Origin of the sequence: Pseudoclavibacter sp. RFBB5 (genome assembly GCF_002931555.1) — a bacterium.
In the GTDB taxonomy this organism is placed as follows: domain Bacteria; phylum Actinomycetota; class Actinomycetes; order Actinomycetales; family Microbacteriaceae; genus Pseudoclavibacter.
Genome location: NZ_PSTZ01000007.1, coordinates 220435 through 241511, shown reverse-complemented (window position 1 = coordinate 241511; position 21077 = coordinate 220435). Strand labels below are relative to the sequence as shown.

The following is a 21077-nucleotide window of genomic DNA, read 5'->3' as shown; positions in this document are numbered from 1 at the left end:
GCCGGGTGGATGCGCGGACCTGAGTCTTGGATCAGGTGGACGCGGGGTACGTTCGCCGAGCGTCCGCTGGCCGCAGCGCCATGCCGACGAGTGGGAACAGCAGCACGGAGAGCATCCCGGCTCCGACGAGCGACGAGGCGAGGGCGGGATCGAGGACCTTCTCGTCGACGCCGATGGCGGTCACCGCCACGATGATGGGAAGCGCGGTCGCGCTGAGGAGCCCGAGGCTCGAGCGCTCGCGCGGCGCCGCGCCCTTGGGCGCGACCAGCTGCGCGGGGATACCCCTGATGACAAGCAGCAGCGCGAGGAACACGGGGAGCAGGATGAGCGCCTGCACGCTGCCGAGCAGCGCGTCGAGGTTGAACGTGACGCCCGTGTAGATGAAGAAGAGCGGCACGAGGAAGCCGAACGCGATCGCCTCGATCTTGCTCTCGACCTGCTCGCGGTCCGCCTCGGGCGCGCTGCGCATGACGATCTGCCACATGACGCCCGCCGCGAAGGCGCCGAGGAGGATGTCGAGGTCGAGCATGGCGCTCAGCGCGACGAGGCAGGCGAGCGTGAAGATGACCACCCGCACCGCGAACTGGCCCGAGGTGTGGAGGCTCGCGCTGACGAGCCGGTGCAGGTGCCCGTGCTGCATGCGCACGGCTACGAGGATCGCGACGCCCGTAATGACCACGAACAGCGCGAGCACCAGCGCTGAGATGCCCGGTGAGCGGGTGCCGAGGAACACCGAGATGGCGACCAGGGGTCCGAACTCGCCGACGGCGCCCATCGCGGTCGTCGCCTTGCCGAACGGTGATCCGAGCTCGCCAGCGTCGCGGAGGATGGGGATGAGCGCGCCGAGCGCCGTCGAGCTCAGCGCGATCGCGATGATGACGGCCGCTTCACCCGGCGCGATGAGAAAGCCGGCGGCGACCCCCAGGGCGAGGCTCACGACCCACGCGAGCGACGCCTTCCCGAGCAGCCCGCCGCCGAGGCTGCGGAAGCGGATCTCGTTGCCGGCGACGAAGAAGAGCGCCGCGAGGCCGAACTCGGCGAGCCAGTCGAGGAGGTCCGATTTCTCGACCCAGCCGAGGAGGCTCGGCCCGACGGCGATGCCAAGCAGAAGTTCGAACACGACGATCGGCACCTTGACCCAGGGCGAGATGCTGCGCGCGAAGAGGGGAGCCAGCACTGCGAGGGCCGGGATGAGGAAGACCCCGGGTTCCGACACGCGCTCAGCGTAACAGCGGGGTGCGAGGCGACCGGAGGGTCGCACGAGGCGTCTTTGCGCGTCGGACGCGTAGCGTGAGACCGGGCGGCGCGCGCTCATCCACCACCACGACCCGCTGGGAAGGCTCTCATGAAGCTGCACACGATCACCACCGGCGACGGACCGAAGAAGGTCGCGTTGGTGCACGGCATCGGTGCGAGCGCCGAACTGTGGGGCTCGCTCGCCGAGCGCATCGCGGAGTCTGGCGAGTTCACGACGATCGCCGTCGACCTGCGCGGCCACGGGGACAGTCCTCGGGCTCAGAGCTACCGTCTCGCCGAGTTCGTCGACGACCTCATCGAGACCCTGCCTGGCGACCTGCACAGCGCGGTCGGGCATTCGCTCGGGGGTGCCCTGCTCGTGCGCGCCGTGCCGCGGCTGCTGCCGAGGCATGCGATCTACCTCGACCCCGGCTTCAAGCTCGGACTGCTGAGCGAGGGCGTCGGCGCCCGCGTCTTCTGGGCGCTGTCCGGGGTGACGCTGCCGCTTGTGATGCTGGCCAGCGCAGCGACGGGCACCGGCGACAGCAAACGCTACTCGGAGGCGACGCGTGTGCTGGACAAGCGCGCGAAGCAGCGCTTCGACAAGAAGATGACGGTCGGCATCTTCGATCAGATCACACACGCCCCCACCGCCTCCGCGGCCCCGGTTGTGCCGTCGACGCTGGTGCTCTCGGCGGAGGGCAAGACGGTTGTCCCTGCGCCGATCCCTGCCGAGCTCGAGGCGCTGGGGTGGGATGTGCGTCAGCTGCCGCAGGTCGGGCATCCGTTCTGGCTGCACGACGCCGACGCGACGTTCGGCGCGATCCTCGACGTGCTCTGACGGGGCAGCGGCCGGCTCGCGCGGCTCGAGCAGATGCGCGCGGGCAGTTCTCCCCGACGCGAACTCGGAGTTACTGCGGGCCGCTCCCCTAGGCTGAGCGGCACGTCGATGAAGGGGTGCGCATGCTGTCCGTCGAGTTCCCGAGAGATGTCATCTTCACTGCGGCCATATTCGGTTTCGCGACGTTCGTGTGGGCCGGGTGGGCGCAGGAGCGTCCGCGGCACTGGGCGTGGCGGATCGTGTTCGGCGTCTTGAGCCTCGCTGGTGTGGCTCTCGTCGGCATCACCTTGCCGACGGCGATCAGGAACTGGACGAGTGCGACGGCGTTGCAGGTGGATTCGGTGCCGTTCACGATCTACATCGTCATGGTGGCACTCGAGGTGATCGGCGGTCTCATCGCGGCGTTCATCCTGCTCAGGCGCAAGAAGGGCGAGCTGATGGCGCCCGTCATGCTGCTCATCGTCGGACTGCACTGGGTGCCGATGATCTGGGTGTTCGAGCAGCCGTTCCTCGCACCCGTCTCGGTCTGGACGATCGGGGCGGCGATCGCGACGTTCTTCCTGCCGAGCGAGAAGCAGGCGCCGAGCTTCTGGTGCGGCATCCTGACGGCCCCGGTCTTCCTGATCACGGGCATCATCTTCGCGATCGTGGGTCTCAACGAGTTCGCGAGCATGACCTGCGCCTGCTGACCGCGCGGAGAGCTGACGTTGAGCGGGCCGTGATTTCGCGTTCACGGTGCCCATGGCCGCCCGCGGACTGGGCATAGCATCGGCCGTCATGGAGTTTCTTCCGCTTTTCGCGCTGGCCACGCTCTTCGCCGCCGCCGGTGTGTGGCAGGCCGGGTGGCCCGCATCCGCCGCTTCGACGGGGCAACGGTGGATGTTCCGCGACCGCGAGCCGAACTGGAGCGACGCGTACCTCGGCTACGTCAGGTTCGGCGGCGTTGTGCTGTGCGTGCTGGCGATCGTCGCGACGGGTGTGGCGTTCACGTTCACGTTCCGTGCGACGCTCGCCGAGCGGTGCGAGTCGGAGCTGAAGCCGGCGCTGGATGCGACGCGCAGCGACGTGGGTTGGACTGCGTCGTCGATGGAGGCGTTCGCGGCCGAGCACGAGCTGGATCTGCAGACGGGCACCACGAAGGTGGACCTGCCGGAGCTGCCCGACTTCGGGGCGGTGTACGGGCTGGACACGGAGGCGCCTTCGAAGCCGGCGCCGCTGGTCACGACGACGTACACGTTCTCGACGATGGGGACGGCGGTCGTGTCGGCGTCGGTGCAGACGGGCGGATACGAGTCGTCGCTGCCGGAGCTGGAGGCGGACTCGGCGGTCTGCATGCCGTGAGCCGCGCATCCGGTGCCCCTCCCTCAGCGAGGTGCGCCGGTTCGACCCGCTTTATCGCGCGAATCGAGCGACTCGTTAACCTGGTGGTCAGTACTTCGTCATACGTAACTCGACCAGACATACAGAACCAGGGAACAACAGAACATGAGAATTGCGATCATCGGTGCGGGCCCGAGCGGCATGGCACAGCTTCGGGCGTTCGAGTCGGCGGCTGAGCAGGGGCGGGAGATCCCTGAGATCGTCTGCTTCGAGAAGCAGGCTGACTGGGGCGGCCAGTGGAACTACACGTGGATGACGGGCCTCGATGAGCACGGCGAGCCTGTCCACTCGAGCATGTATCGCAATCTCTGGTCGAACGGGCCGAAGGAGGCCCTCGAGTTCGCCGACTACAGCTTCGATGAGCACTTCGGCCGCCCCATCTCCTCGTATCCCCCGCGCCCCGCGCTGTGGGATTACATCTCGGGCCGCGTGGAGCGGGCGGGCGTCCGCAAGCATGTGCGCTTCAGCACGGTGGTGCGCTGGGTGGACTTCGATGAGGCGACGCAGCAGTTCACGTTGGTGAGCGAGGACCTGGAGTCGAAGAAGACGAGCCGTGAGGTGTTCGACCGCGTCATCGTCGGGTCTGGGCACTTCTCGTTCCCGAAGATGCCGTCGTTCGAGGGCCTCGAGACGTTCCCAGGCCAGGTGAGCCACGCGCACGAGTTCCGTGGTGCGGAGAACCTGCGTGGCAAGGATGTGCTGGTGATCGGGTCGAGCTATTCGGCGGAGGACATCGGCAGCCAGGCGCACAAGATGGGTGCGCGCTCGGTGACGGCCAGCTACCGCACGGCGCCGATGGGGTACGACTGGCCGCTCGGCTTCGAGGAGCGTCCGCTGGTGACGAAGTTCGACGGTTCGACGGCCCACTTCGCGGATGGCACGGAGAAGGACTTCGACGCGGTCGTGCTGTGCACGGGGTATCTGCACAAGTACCCGTTCCTGCCGAACGAGCTGGCGCTCGACTCCCCCAACAACGTGTATCCGGAGGGCCTCTACAAGGGGGTCGTGTGGGAGCAGAACCCGCACCTGTTCTACCTTGGCGCGCAGGACCAGTGGTTCACGTTCAACATGTTCGACGCGCAGGCGTGGTTCGTGCGCGACGTCATCCTGGGCGATGTGGTGCTGCCCGGGGTGGATGCGCGACAGGCCGACATCGCCGCGTGGCTCGAGCGTTTCCGCGCGATCGGTGGGGCTGCGGATGAGATCCACTTCCAGGCCGACTACGTGCGCGATCTGATCGAGGCGACCGACTACCCGATGTTCGATCTGGACGAGGTGGTGGAGATCTTCCTCGAGTGGAAGCACGACAAGTCCGAGGACATCATGGGGTACCGCGACCGCGCGTACCGGTCCGTGATGACGGGCACGATCGCATCCACGCACCACACGAAGTGGGTGGATGAGCTCGATGACAGCCTCGCTCGGTACCTCGCACCGCTGCCGGCTGCTGGTTCTGCTTCTGGCTCTGCCGCTGGCGCGGCGGCGGATCCGGCGGCGGATGCTGCTGGCGCGCCTGCCCTCTAGCCTGGCTTTAGGCTGTCGTGATGAAGCTCAGCCGACATGACGCCGCGATCCGTCTCGATATTCCGCTCGAGATGGCGAAGCGGAACGGCCTTCCCCCGTATATCGCCGAGGAGGCGTTGGCGGAGCTGGATGCGAATCCGCCGGCGTGGCTCGCTCAGTCGCGGGCCAACCGGACAGGCAAGCGTCCCGTGTGGGCGACGTTGACGTGCGAGGTGTGCGGGACGGTCGAGAAAGTGCGGCCAAAGAAGTGGTGGCCGGAGTTCACGTATATGTCGTGCGACAACCACGATCTCGACGAGCTGCCGGACCCTGCCCCCGGAACGACGCGCGAGTTCTCGTACGGCATCGGTACTCGCTTCACGGGGGTCGTCGACGCGTAGGCGTTCTTGCGCCCTCTGCTGCGGTGCCCGGGGTTCGCGTGCTGCTACGACTCGCTGTTCGCCGGCCGCCACCCGCCGTCGACGGAGAGCAGGTGCAGCTCTCCGCCGATGGAGGCATACTGCGTGAACTTGGTCGCCGACAGGTCGTTCCAGATGGACCCGATGATGCGGTCTCCTGCGGTGTAGTTGGCGATGAGCTCCATGAAGAACTGGTCGTGCTGGATGAAATCGTCATGGAAGTCGGAGGCGAGCCAGAACCGCTCCGTGTCCGCCATCAGGCCAGCATCCAGGCCGCAGGGCACCGCGGTAAACCAGTCACGCTCGGGCAGGTACTCGGCCAACAGGTAGTGCGGGGCGCCGTCAGCCAGGTTGGGGCCACGGCTTGCAGCCGGGTCCTTCGAGACGACCGCTTGTAGATACTCGGTCACCCAGGCGGGCCGGTCTGTACGGAGTTGGGTCTGGATGGTCATCGAGATCGCGTAGCTCACGCGACAACCCTACTGAGCGGGGTTTCGGCTGGTTCTTCGCAGGTCTTGAGATCAGGCGCCGTGGTCTCGATACCCGCCGGAGAACGGCTGGGGGCACGGGGACCCTTCTCTCGAAACCACTGCACGGTGTTCACGGCAAACGGTGCAGTGGCTTCGAGAGGTCCCGTCCATTTCAGCCCCGCGTGCTGGTCTTCCGACTGAGATGCTCGAGGTTCCTATCGCGCAGCCTGCCGTCGCCTCGCGGCCCCTCGTCGCGGAAAGCGCGACGCGCGAGCTTGCGGGCGACGCAGGTCGCGCATCCGCTTGGGGCCTCCCCCGCTTTCGTCAGCAAGTGGCCGACTGCGTTGGCGAAGTCGCCGTTCTCGTAGGTCTCGGGGATCGCCTTCCAGTCGCTTGGGCGAAGGTGTCCTGCCCGGTAGCCGATCCTGCCCTGCTCGAAGCCGGCCCGCTTGAGTGCTTTCTTCGGGGAGACGCCGTGGGGATTGTTCTCGTGCGCGTCGAGTTGGAGCCGCGCCCGGTTCTGCGCCGTGACGGTGAGCAGCAGGAAAAGCATGGGTGAGAAGCCGAGCTGGTGCCATTGCCCTGCGTACTCCTGCCAGTCGGGCTTGGTGTCGAGCTGGCCCTTGCGGAACATGCCGGTCAGGAACGCCATGGCGAAGGTCGGGGTGGCGTGCGTGTGCGGCGGCCAGCGCAGCACGGCGAGCAGCCACTCGCGGCGCAGTTCGTGGGGCAGTTCTCGGAACGCGGCGAGGGCGTCCTGGTCGAGCTCCGCATCCCAGTCGCGCTTCGCTTGGATCAGGTAGACGCCGCTCTGGTTGCGGGCGGCCTGGTCGGTCGGGGTGGGTGTTTCGGGCACGGGTGCGCTCCTCACGGGTACGCCGCGCGGCCAGCGGATGCGCGCCGCGGGGTTCACCGCGCTCGGCACCGCTTGGTGCGTGAACTGACTTGTCGCACACCGGACGGTGTCGACCCGTTCTTCCCCTGGGGCACCCCACTCAGGTGGAGGGTTGCCGTGCAGCTAGCCAGGTACTTGACGCTGCAACTCGTGAACGTGGGATGGAGGTTAGCACGCTACTTGACCGCAACGCCGCGCCGGCTGACGGTGCCATACGCCACAGCCACCCCTCACCGAGGGGCTGGAAGTGTCCACGCACAGAGCCGCGGAGGACGCATACTTGGTGGGACGCGAAAGGGAACTATGGCCACGAAACAGAAGCTTCTAGAGCTCGCCAGCCAGCACCTAGAAGCAAGCGAGCTGATACTTGCGTCGGTAGTCGGCACCTACGACTCCAAAATCGCGGGTCAGGACACGCTGCGGAGTGGTCTACTACTAGCGACCGACCTGCGAGTCATGTTCTATGCGAAGAAGCTCGGAGGCTTCGAGATCGAGTCTTTCCCATACCGCAACATCTCGTCATTTGAACACGGCAAGTCCCTCATGGGACATAACGTTTCCCTGTACGCGTCGGGAAACCGCGTAGTTGTCAAGTGGTTGCAACCTGCCCAGGATTTCGAGCCTTTCCTGGCCGAGGTAAAGGCAAAGATGCATCAGAAGGCTGCCGATATTGCAAATGTTAGCGCTTCAGGAACCGCCAATCATCTGCCCGAGAACATCTACGCCGCACTCGAGAAGCTGGGTCAGCTACGTGATGCTGGTGTCCTAACCGAAGAAGAGTTCTCTGCGAAGAAGACAGAACTCCTGGCGAGAATTTAGGGGCGACTACTCGCTTCCACCACTGCCGCACGGACGCGACTGCCGAACACGCGAACATACCTGCTTGGAAAAACACACTGAGGCTGCTCAGGACTGCAACCACACTCCGCGAACGCTGGATGTCAGGGCGATGGAAGTCGCGGAAAATCTTGAGTCAGGGTGCAGCGAGCGTCGCAGAGATCTTCTCCGAACCTACCGAGATCGCGGAATCACAGACCTCAGCACCGCCAGACATCGCGGCCGCAGATACCTTTTCTTGACCCACCTGGGAACTCAAAACGCGCCTGCGCGTCACGCCACTTGAAGCCAAGAAAAGCGATCCTGACCGCGACTCTATTCGTCAAGTGCCTTCATTAAAGCGTCCTGCACGTCTTTGTAAAAGACGAACGAAACCTTCGTCGCGACCTCATCGCTAACGTCGAGGAGCTGTCGACGGGCTGACACCGGAAGCAGCAGAGCTGTCGCCCCCTTTTCCATCGCGTGCTCTGCAAGCTGCGCAGCGTTCAATACTGTCTCGACACCTCCGCCGAGCGAAAGGTTGCCGACGGCGATCAGACCACCACGTACCGACCTCTCAAGCATTGCGGAGGCAAGGGCGAGCAGAATTGGGAGTCCGAGGCCAGCGCCGTTCTTAGCTGCGTCGAGTGCGCGGACCTGAGCGGTCAGGTTGTGCTCGCGGGGCTCGCGGTCGCCTACGAGCTGGCGTGCCTGAGCGATGAGATTCTGCTCGGCCACCTTGAAGCTCTCGCGGAGCATTGCGGGTGCTGCCTGATTGAGCAGTCCGCGTGCACCGGATCCCGGTGTGTCCGCCGCTTCGATCCGGTAAAGCCCCGGGCCGACATCGCCGTTGCTCTCTGAGATCGCCCAAACTTGGCCAGGCGGCAGCGGATCGAGGCCAATCGAGTCGGGACTTGCCAGCTCAGGAGTCGAGACGAATTGCTCCACCCCCTCGCTAATGCGGTAACCGAATTGCGTGTTGCGGAACTCCGCCGCACCGATGCGACGTTGTTGCTCCTTCACACGGCGGCGGCACTCAAGCGCGATGCGAACCGCCCACTCGAGGTCGTCGTCGGGAATCGGCGTCTCGGCGTTGGGGTGAAGCAGCTTGAGCAGGCCGTCGACGGTCTTGTTGACTGCAGAAAGGTCACGGCCAGACAGCGCGTCCGAATAGTTCACGCGGCCTTGGATCGAGGAGAGTCGCGACTGGTCTCGCAGACGGGACCAACACTCAGAGAGAAAGTCGCTGACAAGTCCGTAGTGATGGGTGAAATACGTTGGGTTGAGTTTAGGGACGTCCCAGCCCGGCAGGTAAGCATGGATGCGGTCCATGAAAGCCGTGTCGTCGCGCATTTCCGGGGGCAACGGCGACAGCAGGTGTCCGATGCGTTGCTGATGGGCGACGTCCACGTCGAAATTCCCGACCAATACGATGGATCCGTCCGCGCGGATAGACTCACGGCCGCGCGAAAACTCACCGGACTCCATGTAGCCCTTCATGATGTTGACGCCGTCCTTCTGGTCGAAGGAGACGCCCGAAACCTCGTCAAAACAGACGACGTCATACTGCGCGACGAGGCCGCGCTGGCCGGTCGCGTTGTTGACGAACATCCGGGCAACAGTGGCCTTGCCACCTGAAATCAAGTGAGCATATGGCGAGACTTGCTGGAACAGATGGGACTTGCCAGTGCCGCGAGGCCCCAGTTCGACCATATTGAAGTTCCGCTGCACGAATGGGACCATGCGCAGCAGCAGGACATCCTGCTGGCGCTCCGTAAGCTGTGCGGGTTCGAAACCCACCGACCGCAGCAGCAAGTGCTTCCACTGCTCGGTAGTGAATCTTGAGCGTCCCTCTGCTAGGCGCGAGAGCGAGTCGCGGGTTGAGAGCTGAATGGGGCGCAGCGACCCTATAGCGAAGGGCTTGCCGTTGTTCTCGTCAGCGATCGCGGCGTCGTAGAACAGGTCCACCTCGGCATAGAAGCCCCCGGTCAGCATGCGCTCATTGTCACGGACAACGGCGTCATCAATGCGAACGTCGCGGAGCCCGAGGCTTGGCAGCTCGGCGACGTAGGAGTTCGACTTAGCATCGAGCCGAGCCTTGACTAGGTCGATCAGTTTGACAGTCATGCGCTCGCGAGCTCGCGACTTGAACAGTTCCTCCTCACCTGCCCGAACAGTGCGGTCCGCGAGCAGACGTCGCACGACGTGAAGGCCTTCCTCAATCTCCTCGAGGTCGGTCGTAGCACAGTAGCGTCCAATGAGGAACTCGCCCACATATGTCGGGACCGGATACGCCCCTTTAAACTGCTGCGCGAGATCCTTACGGACGACGTAGCCTTCAAAGGCTGACGCTGCGGTCTTGTCGATCTCGTCAAGAGTGATTGCGTTGGTCATTCGGCTCCTCCCACCGTAGTTTGCGTTTGGGCTAGAACCCCACCGCTCAAATCGAGGAGGACGACCCAGGCGGCCACCCCGCTCGGGGCCCGTTCCTCGTCCACGAGCACTTTGACCTCTCCTGGTTCTGCGGGGGCTTTCGGACCGCCAACCGTGCTCGAAGCGTCTGCGGGGCGGAGACGGATCTCCGCCATGAGATCAGCCTCGGCAGGGCCATAGTCGATGCGGCATCGCTGTCCGGCCCACCGGACAGCTTCAACCTTGACGGGGGTAATAGCAGTATTGCTACGGGTCACCGTGACGATGGGGATCACGCACTCCTGGGGACTCAAGCCTCCATGCTCGTATAGGCGGCCGGCCTCGAACGCCGCAGCCCCCGGTGCACTGACCATGTCAACGGAAGAGTCCCAAGTCCAGGGCAGGATCGGGAAGTTTGGACGCGCGGCTGCGGCCTTCAGCCGTGCCACGCGTGGCTTGCGCGCGGTGTCGCCTTCTGTGACTGGTAGCGGGAGGCTGACCTTCTCTGCTGTTTGGGCCGGTAGGAGGAACCCATGATCGGTAACTACGACGACTTTCCGCCAGCCTGTGTCCAGCAGAGCACGAACACGCTCGGCAACGAGGTCAAGTTGCTGGTCAACAAGGTCAGCCATTTGGTGCCCGTGTGAGTGCCCCAATGAGTCGATCATGTTTGTCTGGGTCCACGCTATTCCAGCAGGGTCGCCAACCTCTGCGGTGTCCCAATCGAGGACCTGGACCCCGGCGCCAGCGAGGGCCAACCGCAGGATTGGCCCCTTGACCGATCGCCCCTGAGTATCGGCCGCATCGAAAGCAACGCCGCCAGCCACACTGATCTTGATTGGTGCCACTGCCGGTTGGCCGGTTGGCGTGACGCTGGGGAACGCCGCTAGGCGTGGCTCAACGGTGGCGGCGAGTGGCGACAGCCGTCGAGCCAGACGGGTGGCCAAGTCGTAGCGCAGGGCATCGACGTAGACCACGCATGTTCCGGCCGATACATCGAGGCCAGTCTGACCGTGGTAGGTACCGACTGCAGCCTCCTGGAACGCTCGCGCCGACTGATCAACCCAAGGGTCGTAAATTACACCGAGAGCATGAGCGACGGCGGTCCGGTCGCGAGCTGTCTTCGCCGTCGCGATGGTCCGAAGAGCAAGGTCGTCGATCAAGTGGCCCTCGTTGCCGAACCAGGCGACTTGTGTCTCAAGGTCCGTGGCTGCCGGGGCGGTAACCACACGGTCTGCTATTTCGGCGAGGTGACCGACAGCACGCGCGAGCGGGGCCTGGCCAAGTGCAGCCCACACGCTGTCTTCCCGCAACGTGTGCGCGTCAGCGAGCTCCGCAACGCGACGGTGCGGATCCGCGCAGGAAGCCCCCAAGGCGTCCAGTGCTGACCTTAGGGCATCCTCCTGACCTTGGTTCCACGAGGGCCAGGAGTCGATATGTGGGTCCATGTCTCCGAAAAGCGCCACCGCGGAAGGCCGGGCCTGGTCAAGCAACGCAGGTAGGTTTGGATACCGGCTCGGGTTTTCTACGAACCGCCTCCAAGCAGCTCCCCACTCCCCCGTTCGCCCGCCAAGCTTTCTGGCAGCAGTAAGCGCACCATCCGTCTCGGGGTCAAAGCCGTATGCGGACTTGCAAGCGGCTCTGAGCGCCTGCCACCGACCACCTTTGAGCGAGGCGCGCACGCCGTCCGGGTCATTCATCCATTCGAGGAGCGTGCGCACCGAGTCTTCGAGCACAAGGCGGTGAAGACGCGACGAGTCGAGTCGGCCCATGCGCTTGAGGTCGTCAATGTCCTCGAAGAAGAACTTGTCCAGTACCTGCGTGAGGGCCGCCTTTGTAGCGGCATCGCCAGCAATGTCCAGCCCGGCACCCTGCTTTGACGAGAGGAACGAGTGCGGCGTCCACGGCGTCTGGCCGTGAGCGGAGGGCCACCAATTGGAGCGGATCGCGACCTCGGCGAGAGGCGCGAGCGAGTCGTTGAGAGCCGATGCCTCGGCCACGGAACTTCGACTGACACCAGGCAGATAGATCACCCACGGGTTGCGCTCATCGCGTCCGGCAAGATGAGACGGCAGTTCCGCTGACTCGGGCGAGGCAAGAACGGCTCGAAGCCAGAGCGCCGGGCCCTGCGCAGTTGCGGGGTCGTACTCGCCGAGAACGAGGATGGGCACCGCCTCCTGAAGGCTGCGGATTACCGGCACCCATGTGCGCTCGGGGTCGGCCCACAGAACAGCTGCTGGGGAAAAGTTCGCCCCCGAGTTGAAGGCCCCGGCATCACGAAGGGCCTTGGCGACAACGGCACGGACGAGCGTCATTCGGCAGCCTCCGCAGCTTTTCGGGCTGCACGGCGATCATCCAGTGTCGGGTGCAGGTCGTTCTGCCGCTCCGATCCATCCGTGTTCGTGCCGCGATCCTTCTTCCAGTGCACGTTGACCTTCGACCGAAGCACGCCGGCGGTCACGAATGGCCGAATGTTGAGGCGGACACCATCGTCAAGGTCAGGCTCCCAACCGATCGGCTGCTCGGCCATGGGCTTCCACCGCACGTACACGTCGCAAGGCGGCGCTCCGTCGAGAATGAGCTTGAGCCTGCGCTGGAGTTCCTCGGCAGCGGCTAAGCGCACATCGGCACCCGCCCGTTCTTCACGAACCTCATGTTTCTGTCGGTCGATCCACGCGCCGAGCGACGTGAAGGCTAGCTTCTCCAACGTCGGCCGGTCGAGCTCGTGGTAGTTGACGATCGCAGAAAACCCGTCCTTGCGACCGTCCCAGATGTGCCACAGGAAAGGGCGGTTGTCGAACACCTTCACGTGCTGGGCAAAAAAAGTGCTGCGAAGCCAATCTTCGAGTTTGCCGTTCTTACCCCCCGCTTCAGTGACAAGCTGGCGTTCGAGATTGCTGGACCAGTCATCACCGTACGCGGCTGTGAGCAGTTGGCGAAGCCTGGAGGCTAGGTCCGGTTCGCCGGGTAAAGACACAAGCGCGGCGATGCCATCCTGGTCGCCAAACTGGTCCAGATTATCTGATATCTGCTCGGGCCAGCGATAGCCGAGCAGGCGAGCGACTCCAACCTGGAGAGGATGGGATGCAGTGCGGACATCACCTCTGAACAGCCACTGAGTCGGGTAATCCGACTTGGGTCTGGGAAGGGGACCCATCCCATCAGCTACCTGCTGCCAATGCTCACGGTTGAAAGCAACCTTGACGAGCGTTGCATTCGTGACATTCATCTTGTCGTCAATCTCACGGACGTCCTCGGCAAAGTCTTCGCTGGAGCAATAGGCCCAAATCGCTTCAAGATCGGATGGGTCTTTCGGCAGGATCACTGCAGTGTTGTTATCGAACAGCTCACCGGTATAGATGGTGGCAGGAAGGTTTCCCATCTGCGAGATCGCGACTCCTCGCTTCCCGCTCAGTCCTACGCCCCGAATCCAAGCACCGACACCCCATTCCCCGAGTCGCTCGGCCACAAATTCGTGGAGGTGACCCTTGCCTCCCTCCCAACGCAAGATGTGCTCGCGGCCCCCATACGGTGTCGTCGATCGAACCGTGCTCTGCTGAAACTCCCAGTCCGGGTGCGGTAGCGGGCGTTCCCAAAACACTCGGCCGAATCGCGGGTAGTCCCCGGTCTGGATCCCCGCCATCCCGTCGGCAAGTACGTCCAGCAGTGATTCCGGCAGGATTCGGGTCAAGGTAATCCGCGAATCCGGATTTCGCGACTGGTCCACCTGCAAAGGGCACAACATCTCGCCATTCTGCAAAGCGGCTGCCTTGCCATCCGCGCCCGCCAGGCGATGCGCCTGGACACCAGCGATACGATGGCTGGCATCCGCTGACGCCGCGCTCACGATGCTGAGTGCGACCTTAACGACCTCACCACTTATCTGGCGGAACGCACCAGCACCCAATCGAGCCACCGAGTCGAATCGGCGACGTTTCAACAGGTCACGGCGAAACTTCGCGTAGGATCCAAGGAAAAGCCAGTTTTGGGGGGACACCACTGCAATCGTGCCGCTGTCGCCAGCGAAGGTCAGACAACGTTCTATGAACGCGGTCGCAATGTCGGACTTCGCGAGCGGGTGGGACTCGTCAATGTAGCGCGCAAGGGCAGCATCCATCGCGTTTCGTTGGAGATAAGGTGGGTTGGTAGCCACCAGTGTGTACTCGCGTGCAAGTAGACCAGCCGCATGCACTACATCTGCAGTTGTGTGCCCCAGGACAGTCGTGTCCTGCCGCTCGGATTTCAGAGTCTCCACGAGAGCGGCCCGCACCTGGTCCCAGTTAGATCCGATACTCAAGTCCGGGCCAAAGAGTGCACTATCCGACTCACTGCGTCTCGGCGATATAAGCGAACCCAGCGTATCTGCGCCGCGGAAGAGCGAGTGAAGGCGTCCAAGAACCTTTGAGAGCTCCTCGTCTTCGCCGGCTTGATCGAGCCACTCCGCGCGCTTGGCGCGAACCGGCACGCCCGAACATGAAATCTGCGGTGCTGGGAGCTCACGGAACCCACCCTGTTTCCAGGCTTCCAGAGCAACATTGAATGTCGCGATCTGGGTACAGCGTGGGTCGAGTTCGAGGCCGTGGAGGTTGTCGCGGAGTACGGCGTCTTGTGCTTCGGCCGGCGTGATGCCTTCCTCCTCGGCGCGCATGCGCCAGAGCATGCCGAACATAGCGACGAGGAAGTGACCGGAGCCGCAGCAGGGGTCCATCAGGGTCACGTCGGCGGCATACTCGGGCCACTCGCTGAACGAGCCCGCGGCGGGAGTGCCATCCTCGTTGCGACGGAGGTACTCCCACGCATCGACGAGCGGCGACTCGGGGTGCCGGGCTGCCCACCATGCACCGAGCGAGTTCTCCAGCAGGAAGCGGACCATGTAGTTCTCGGTGAACAGCTGCGTGACGGGGGATAGTTCGGCGCCACCGATCTTGACCCCGGAGTCGTTCACCCGCTTTTTCTCGGCCGTCTGCCAGAACTGATACACCCATCCGAGCGCGTCTTCGGTCGTGAACACCTCAGCGGGGATCTCCAGCAGCAAACGCTCCAGCGCGTTACGATGCTCAGCCGCGAACCGCACCTGTACCGCAGGGTCGGTCAGGCGAAAGACACCGGGCAGTATCTCCGATGCGAAGCGAGCGGCAACGGCCCACGCGTCGGGTTCGCCGAGGTCGGGCGCAAAATCGCCGCAGTCCTCCAACGACAACGGGATGTCGCGGTACTCGGGGTGCCGCAGGAGCTCGTTGACCTCCAGGAAGCGAGCAAACAGCAAGCGGTGCCATTGCTCATAGGCGACGTCATGGACGAGGTTTGTGAGGGTTGCTCCCGCTCGCGACGTGTCGTCACCGAGTTGCCGGCCCTTGTCTCGAAGCGCCAGACGAAGCCCGTTCTGCTCCTCGCTCAGGAAGGCAGGCCGGCTCGGCTCACCGACCGCGAGTGCGCGCAGGGCATCCTCCGCTGCGCGCTGTGCCGCCTCGCGGGCGCGTTGCGTCTGGGCATCGAGGAAGCGCCGTTGGTCGGAATTCAGGACGGTAATCGTGTCTTCGGTCATGATCAGCCCTTCACCACGACGGTGTCATTGCTGCTCAGGGCTTCGAGAAGCTGCGATCGAAGTTTGTCAATGTACCGCTCGACCTCGTCCGAGCTGCTCAGGCTCGCAGTCGAGACGGTGACCGTGGCGGTCGTCGCCGCAGGGGTCGTGAGCCGAAGGGCCGCTTCCAGAGCGCGAGAGGCACGCTGCGGGATCGCGTCCAGTTCGGCGGTCCACCCTTGGAGAGGTCGCGCCTGCGCCGCCGCCAGTACAGCCGATGGATCGGCCAGGTTGGGCTCCGGCTCTGCAGTGAGGTGGTGGTCCGCGAGGAGCGACGCGCGTTGCGCCTGTTCAAGCGGCTTCCATACAGACTGCGCTTCGAGGCTTTCGACAGCCTGCTTGCGGGCGTCTCTCAACGCGCCCGCGGCTGAGTGGATCGCGTCGCGAAGCGCGTCGGCCAGGTCCTTGACGATCGGGGCGACAGGGTCGGCGTCGGCGAGCAGATCACGGCTTGCGACCAGTGCGTCGAGGCGGTTGCGTACGGCCGACGCGGTCTCTAATTCGGCAGAGGAGGTGGCGAGCGAGCGCGCGAGCGCCAAGGCTGTGGCTCGGCTCTTGCTGCGGCGCTCAAGCTCCCCGAGCCTGTCGCTGAAACTCGTGAGTTCGTCTTTCGCGCGTAGTAAGGCGTGCACTCGGTCGTTGCCGGAACTGCTTATGATGATCTGGATGTTGCTCGGGACGCTGATGTCCGGGAGCGGCGCCGGTCCGCTCACGTCCTTCGCACGTTGAACGAGCGACTTTACGGCTTGCTCGACCGCCGAGACGAGTCCATCGTTATCGGTCGGGAACCCGAGGGTGCTCAGCACCTGGCGCCCCTGAATCTTCTCGGCAGGCTTGAGAACTGTCACTTCACGGCGGAGCTGCACATTGCCGAGGCGGGTCTGCTTGAGTACGTCGGTAGTCGTTGCTTCGCTGCCGTTGAGCGTCGCTCGAATCACCCCGGTGTCGAGGAGTACACCGAGGGCAGCCATGAGCGCGTCTCTCGGCCAGCCAAGCGGTTTCGAGGTGACGGCCTTCTCGACGTCGTTCGCGGAGGTGCCAGCCGAGCCGATGTGGCTGAGTACCTCTTTGATGACGCGATGCTGCTCAGGGTCGGCGTCGTGATTGACGGCCTTGAGGGCATCAGCCGCCGACCCGCTCTTGACCCTGGCGATCACCTGCGGCCAGCGATTGTCGTCTGCCTCGGCGAACCGCGGGAAGAGCCGCGTCGCGGCGTCCTGTGCGCCAGCTTCGATCCGTTCGCGCAGGCTGACTCCGCTGGGTGCCGTCCCGCCGCCAAGGAGAACGTTCGCCTTGGAGGTGACGTCGCGGACATGGGCGTTCACCTGGTCCGTCGCGCGATTGAGGCGGGTCTGCATCGCACTTCTGGCTTGCTTGCCCTCATCGTCCTGAGGAATGCCCTGCTGGTCGATCACTCGCTGTGCAGCGAGCTTGTTGCGGACCGCCGCTGCGAATGTGGGGGCCTGGAGTCGCGGAACGTGGATGAGGATGATCGGCGAGTCGACGCCAAGGCTGCGGGCGGCCTCATCGAACTGCTTCGCCGTGATTCCTTCGTCCCACTCTGAGCGGAGCCACACCGGGATCGCCTCGGAGTCGGGCGGGAGCGACGCATCGGCGTGCAGGGCAAGCTTGCGCGATTCTTTGGCGCGCCCCTGCTGGATCGAAGCGGGCAGCGACCGACCGACCTCGGAGAGCAACAGCGAATCACGCTCGGTGCTCACCTCGCTGTCGGTGACCTGGGCGTGGTGCCTGCGGAACGCCTCGTCCCAATCGCGGCCCGCCTTCGTCTGAAGACGGAACTCCTCGCCGTCCTGCTGGATAATTCCCTCCGCGGCGAGCGCTTCGAGCACGGCAGGCACTTCTTGCCGAAGCCTGTCGCCATCATGGGCGAGGTCTTCGACGAGCAGGTCGACGAGATGGTCTGCCGAGGCGCGCACGCCGATATCCCCATGCCCCGAGGTCGGGAGGAGACCGATGAGATGGATCAGGCCGAGGACGCGACCACGCAGGGCGTTCTTCTGCCACTGCTCGTGGATCAGCGTCTGCGTCTCCTTGAGGAGCAGCCCCGCGCCGTTCAAGTCTTCATTCTTCTGGGAGTAAAGGAAGTCCGCACCGACCACGGTGCCCAGTGGCTTGGGCGCAACCTTACGGTTCGCCTCGTGCACGATCCGGAGCTGGGAGCGCAGCTGTCCGGCGCGGCCGGCGTCGGCCTGGCGGAGCACGCTCTCCCAGAATCGACGCCGCACAGGAAGCAGCGGGTAGTCCTCGGCGAGGTCCTTGTCGTCCTCCGCGGTGTGCTGAATCTTGCTTCCGATGAGCTGCCGGGAAATCTGCCCAGCGACCGACGCGAGCGTGCTGTCGAGACCCGGCTTCTTCGCGGGCTCCTTGCTCAGCAGCACACGACGGACGACGGCATCGACATCCTGATTTTTGAGCACGACCTTGACGGTGAAGCGGTCCTGGATCTTCTGGAGTGTCGAGTCCGCCGTCAACTCCTGCTGCCCTGTGGCGACGAGCAGCACGCGACCATCGAGTTCGCGGGACACCGACTCGACGAGGTTCTGCACCTCCATAGCGCGGCCACCGTCGCCGCTGATGTACTGCTGCACCTCGTCCAGGACGATCAAAGACGGCGGGATCTGACCACCACCGACGTATTCAAGGATCTTCTTGAACAGCGCGACGGTCTCGTCAGTGGAGAACGACCGCGTGTCCGGCGGGAACTGGCTGCGAAGCGCGGCACGCACATCTTTGGCTGATGCGGCGAACTCTGCGTCAGAGGCGAGGATGGCGTTCGCGAGCCTTGTGCTGAGGTTGTACTCGTCAAGTTCCTCGATGAAGTCCCCACCGCTGGTCGTGATGTGGTCGCGGACGGCGGCGAGGTGCCCGTTGCCCGCAAGCCAGAGAGCCACCTGGGCGGGCGCGACTCGCGCAGGCAGCCCGGCCGCCCCGAGGACGATGGAGAGGAACACCGAATTGAGGGTGTCGCCGCTCCGGTCGAGCGCACCTGCGGCTGCCCACGGTGCGGCGCCATCCCGGCGGCCGAGCGTGGTCAGCTCCGTCAGCTGGTCCTGGATGCCTTGCGGGATGTTGGTCAGGCCCCGCGCGGTCGCACCGTTCGGGAAGTTCGTGTCGGCCCACAGATGCTGAAGCACACGGACGAGGTGGGACTTGCCGCTGCCGTAGAACCCCGAGACCCACACGGCAGGCTGCGTCGTCCTGTTCCGGTGGCCGACATACGAGTCAAGGATGCGCTGAAGGCCGTGCTCGTACTCGCCCTCGCAGACGAAGCTCTCGAGCTCGTACTTGAGGACATCCCACTGGTTGGAGTCCTCGGGACGGTCGACGTTGGTGACACCGTCGTTCGGAATCTCGAAGCTCAGCGGGTGCCGAATAAACAGGTCATTGTTGATCGTCACGTGAGGTCCTTCTGAGGATCGATGACGCGGGCGCGGTAATTGAACCCGTCGCGCGCGTCGAGCAAGCGGAATGAGTGAGTCTCCGGGTCGTGAAATCCCGGAAAGAGTACGAGGAGGCGGCCGGCGACAGCAGAATCGACGGACTTGATCACGCTCGACGCACGCAAGAACGGGAAGATCGAGCCGATACCGACGAGCGACACGACGGCGCCTGTGGGAGCCGCTTCAAGTGTCTGGCGGATGCGCGCGACCAATGTCGTCTCGAACTGATCGAGGATCGACTGCGTGAGGTCGCTCGGCTCCTCGTAAAACGCCTCCGCGTGCCGGTGTGACGACAACCAGTGCCCGAAGTCGTCCGTAACATCGAGGACGATCCAATCGTGGCCTGCCTGGGTTGTCGCCAGCCCCAGGTTCGGCAGCGAGTGCCGCATTTGACGCTCCAGGTCCGGCGGGTAGACGAGCATCCAGACGCGCTCACCGCCCGAAACGTTGTCCTTCCATGTCAAGGACAACTCGGCTCTGTAGGCGTCGACGAGATCGGAGACGCGGCTCATATATCGCGCCCGAGGGCTGGGAACGCTACGTCCACGACATTGCCGGCCACGAGCAAATCGAGGAGCCCCTGGGTGTGGGCATCGCGGAGTGCCTCTAAGGATCGGCCGGGTGAGACCCCGAGTATCTTCGACCACGGGTTGTCAAGGACGCCGAGGCCTCGCCCTCCAGCAAGGTGCCCCAGATATGCTGCATACGCAACCGCCGCCGGGCGTGCCACCAGGTCGGTGCGAACTTTCTTCGTACGACCAACCAGATGGCCGGTCTGGGTCCAGCTGGCGCCCGTGTTGCGGCCCGTCTTGCCAAGCGTCGAATCGGACATCTCGCCATCGAACTGTGCGGCGACAGCTGAAGTGAAATCTGCCGATGACACGCTCAAGCCCTCGCGTAGGTCAGCAATCGCGGTGAAAGAAGCGCGGAGCACTTCGTCACGGGTGAATGCCAACAACCCCGCGAGTAGCGAATGTGACGAGGAATCGATTTCCCAGAAGTGCCGCAGGCCCATGAACTCCGGATGACCCGGGTCAAGGAAGTACAGCTCTCGCAGGTGTCGGAACGAACGCTGCCTGCCGACCTGAGTCGGTCGCCCGAGGACGTTGTCATCTACGACAGCCTGACGGTACCGCTCGGCGGGCGCGCCATGAGGCACTGCGCGTAGAAGTTCCAACAGGTGAGGAATACTGATCGTGTGGCTGGCGGTCGTCCGCAACGTGCCGAGATAGACATGGCTCGTAACAGTGTCAGATCCGGTCATCTTGCAGAACCCCCTCTTCAACTCGCACTTCGTCTCCTTTGCCCTGCACGCCGCTTGATCTCTGATCCGCGATCGACCCTCTTCGGGGTCTCGTTCCGACAGGAGCTCCCCACGGTCCCCTGAGCGCTTCGTCCACTACGCAACGATTCGCCCGCCGCGAAGTCATGCATCCACATTGATCAGCTCGGACCGCCGAGAGTGCCAAGTCTACCGGGTCGCCGTGAGCTCGACCGCGATTGAGACGCACACCAACGTCCAATAATGGTCTTGTGTGGACGATTGTTGAGCTCGTCTGCGATGGCGCTTGATTCTTTTCCGTTCAACCAGCCTCGGAAGACCAAATACTTGGAGTGGCGTTCCACCAGAGCGGCTACTGCTGTCTGCCAGGACGCCGGTGATGTGGGTTTCCTCCCGAATCCTCCGGCAGGCGATCCGACGCCGCGTCTGGCCTGTCATCGATGGGGACCAAGCCAACGAGCAGACCTCTCCCCTCCGAGATACCCCATTTCTGCGTGTTGGGCTTAGAGTGCAGAGGGATGCCGCGTATTTCAAGCTCACCACTTCGGGAGGGCGGAGACCCACCGACAAATCGTGTGACACGGCCCTTCCAGCAATGTCCGGTGACTGGTCCACGGTCCCAATGCTCGCGTCGCACCACCGTTTTATCCCGCCCGGTACTCACGGATCTCACGGTCGGACAGTCCCTGCTCGGTCCTGACCGCCATCTGCGTACGATCCCGCAACCTCAAGGCTCTCCGCACCATCAAGTACCCACTCTGTTGCTACGCCGGCATGA

The 21077-nt window shown here is 64.1% G+C and carries 15 protein-coding genes and 1 riboswitch; of the genes, 6 read left to right on the top strand and 9 right to left on the bottom strand.

From position 1 onward, the window contains the following. Positions 1–31: 31 nt before the first annotated feature. Positions 32–1216 carry a cation:proton antiporter gene (locus C5B97_RS09085; protein WP_258068089.1) on the bottom strand — a complete coding sequence of 395 codons (1185 nt, stop codon included), beginning with the start codon at positions 1214–1216 and terminating at the stop codon, positions 32–34. 129 nt (positions 1217–1345) lie between these two features. On the opposite strand from C5B97_RS09085, the gene C5B97_RS09080 reads away from it, so the two are divergent. The 5 genes from C5B97_RS09080 to C5B97_RS09060 all read left to right on the top strand — a co-directional run bounded on the left by C5B97_RS09080 (position 1346) and on the right by C5B97_RS09060 (position 5361). Then, positions 1346–2077: an alpha/beta hydrolase gene (locus C5B97_RS09080; protein ID WP_104311774.1), complete on the top strand. Its 732-nt coding sequence runs from the start codon at positions 1346–1348 to the stop codon at positions 2075–2077. A gap of 122 nt (positions 2078–2199) precedes the next feature. Beyond that, entirely contained in the window at positions 2200–2766 is a 567-nt protein-coding gene (locus C5B97_RS09075) for a hypothetical protein (protein WP_104311773.1), read from the top strand. An 88-nt stretch (positions 2767–2854) separates the two neighbouring features. Beyond that, the gene (locus C5B97_RS09070) at positions 2855–3418 is read left to right on the top strand and encodes a hypothetical protein (protein ID WP_146080775.1); all 564 of its coding nucleotides are present in this window, start codon (positions 2855–2857) and stop codon (positions 3416–3418) included. 144 nt (positions 3419–3562) lie between these two features. After that, entirely contained in the window at positions 3563–4981 is a 1419-nt protein-coding gene (locus C5B97_RS09065) for an NAD(P)-binding domain-containing protein (RefSeq protein WP_104311771.1), read from the top strand. Positions 4982–5001: 20 nt separating this feature from the next. Next, positions 5002–5361 (top strand): hypothetical protein, encoded by a 360-nt coding sequence (locus tag C5B97_RS09060; RefSeq protein WP_104311770.1) that lies wholly within the window; start codon positions 5002–5004, stop codon positions 5359–5361. A gap of 44 nt (positions 5362–5405) precedes the next feature. Here the strand turns inward: C5B97_RS09060 and C5B97_RS17750 are convergent, their stop codons facing one another. Together C5B97_RS17750 and C5B97_RS09050 are read right to left on the bottom strand one after the other, a co-directional pair. Then, positions 5406–5849, bottom strand: coding sequence for a hypothetical protein (locus C5B97_RS17750; RefSeq protein ID WP_146080774.1), 444 nt, complete (start codon positions 5847–5849; stop codon positions 5406–5408). Positions 5850–6021: 172 nt separating this feature from the next. Then, entirely contained in the window at positions 6022–6705 is a 684-nt protein-coding gene (locus C5B97_RS09050; protein ID WP_104311768.1) for a hypothetical protein, read from the bottom strand. A gap of 80 nt (positions 6706–6785) precedes the next feature. Beyond that, positions 6786–6900, bottom strand: a riboswitch (SAM riboswitch). 147 nt (positions 6901–7047) lie between these two features. Between C5B97_RS09050 and C5B97_RS18210 the strand changes: the two genes are divergently transcribed. Continuing rightward, positions 7048–7563, top strand: a complete 516-nt coding sequence (locus C5B97_RS18210) for a PH domain-containing protein (protein WP_104312556.1) — start codon at positions 7048–7050, stop codon at positions 7561–7563. A 333-nt stretch (positions 7564–7896) separates the two neighbouring features. On the opposite strand, the gene brxL is transcribed toward C5B97_RS18210, so the two are convergent. The 6 genes from brxL to C5B97_RS09015 are packed head-to-tail and all read right to left on the bottom strand — an operon-like array spanning position 7897 to position 20281. After that, positions 7897–9954 carry a protease Lon-related BREX system protein BrxL gene (gene brxL / locus C5B97_RS09040; protein ID WP_219819791.1) on the bottom strand — a complete coding sequence of 686 codons (2058 nt, stop codon included), beginning with the start codon at positions 9952–9954 and terminating at the stop codon, positions 7897–7899. Further along, complete coding sequence (gene pglZ / locus C5B97_RS09035) at positions 9951–12287, bottom strand: BREX-1 system phosphatase PglZ type B (protein ID WP_104311767.1); 2337 nt, start codon at positions 12285–12287, stop codon at positions 9951–9953. The genes brxL and pglZ overlap by 4 nt, the downstream gene beginning before the upstream one ends. Continuing rightward, positions 12284–15517 carry an N-6 DNA methylase gene (locus tag C5B97_RS09030; RefSeq protein WP_219819790.1) on the bottom strand — a complete coding sequence of 1078 codons (3234 nt, stop codon included), beginning with the start codon at positions 15515–15517 and terminating at the stop codon, positions 12284–12286. Before C5B97_RS09030 ends, pglZ begins: the two co-directional genes overlap by 4 nt. 2 nt (positions 15518–15519) lie before the next feature. Then, the gene (gene brxC / locus C5B97_RS09025; protein ID WP_181026963.1) at positions 15520–18975 is read right to left on the bottom strand and encodes a BREX system P-loop protein BrxC; all 3456 of its coding nucleotides are present in this window, start codon (positions 18973–18975) and stop codon (positions 15520–15522) included. Further along, positions 18972–19529: a BREX protein BrxB domain-containing protein gene (locus C5B97_RS09020; RefSeq protein ID WP_104311765.1), complete on the bottom strand. Its 558-nt coding sequence runs from the start codon at positions 19527–19529 to the stop codon at positions 18972–18974. Before C5B97_RS09020 ends, brxC begins: the two co-directional genes overlap by 4 nt. After that, a complete protein-coding gene (locus C5B97_RS09015) occupies positions 19526–20281 on the bottom strand; it encodes a hypothetical protein (protein WP_146080773.1) in 756 nt (251 codons plus the stop codon). The genes C5B97_RS09020 and C5B97_RS09015 overlap by 4 nt, the downstream gene beginning before the upstream one ends. Between the last annotated feature and the right edge of the window lie 796 nt (positions 20282–21077).

Bases quoted from the DNA above. Each gene is read 5' to 3' on its own strand.
- C5B97_RS09065 (WP_104311771.1), top strand. From the start codon at position 3,563: ATGAGAATTGCGATCATCGGTGCGGGCCCGAGCGGCATGGCACAGCTT.
- C5B97_RS09020 (WP_104311765.1), bottom strand. From the start codon at position 19,529: ATGAGCCGCGTCTCCGATCTCGTCGACGCCTACAGAGCCGAGTTGTCC.
- C5B97_RS09075 (WP_104311773.1), top strand. From the start codon at position 2,200: ATGCTGTCCGTCGAGTTCCCGAGAGATGTCATCTTCACTGCGGCCATA.
- C5B97_RS18210 (WP_104312556.1), top strand. From the start codon at position 7,048: ATGGCCACGAAACAGAAGCTTCTAGAGCTCGCCAGCCAGCACCTAGAA.
- brxL (WP_219819791.1), bottom strand. From the start codon at position 9,954: ATGACCAACGCAATCACTCTTGACGAGATCGACAAGACCGCAGCGTCA.
- pglZ (WP_104311767.1), bottom strand. From the start codon at position 12,287: ATGACGCTCGTCCGTGCCGTTGTCGCCAAGGCCCTTCGTGATGCCGGG.
- C5B97_RS09015 (WP_146080773.1), bottom strand. From the start codon at position 20,281: ATGACCGGATCTGACACTGTTACGAGCCATGTCTATCTCGGCACGTTG.
- C5B97_RS09030 (WP_219819790.1), bottom strand. From the start codon at position 15,517: ATGACCGAAGACACGATTACCGTCCTGAATTCCGACCAACGGCGCTTC.
- C5B97_RS09060 (WP_104311770.1), top strand. From the start codon at position 5,002: ATGAAGCTCAGCCGACATGACGCCGCGATCCGTCTCGATATTCCGCTC.
- C5B97_RS09070 (WP_146080775.1), top strand. From the start codon at position 2,855: ATGGAGTTTCTTCCGCTTTTCGCGCTGGCCACGCTCTTCGCCGCCGCC.
- C5B97_RS09080 (WP_104311774.1), top strand. From the start codon at position 1,346: ATGAAGCTGCACACGATCACCACCGGCGACGGACCGAAGAAGGTCGCG.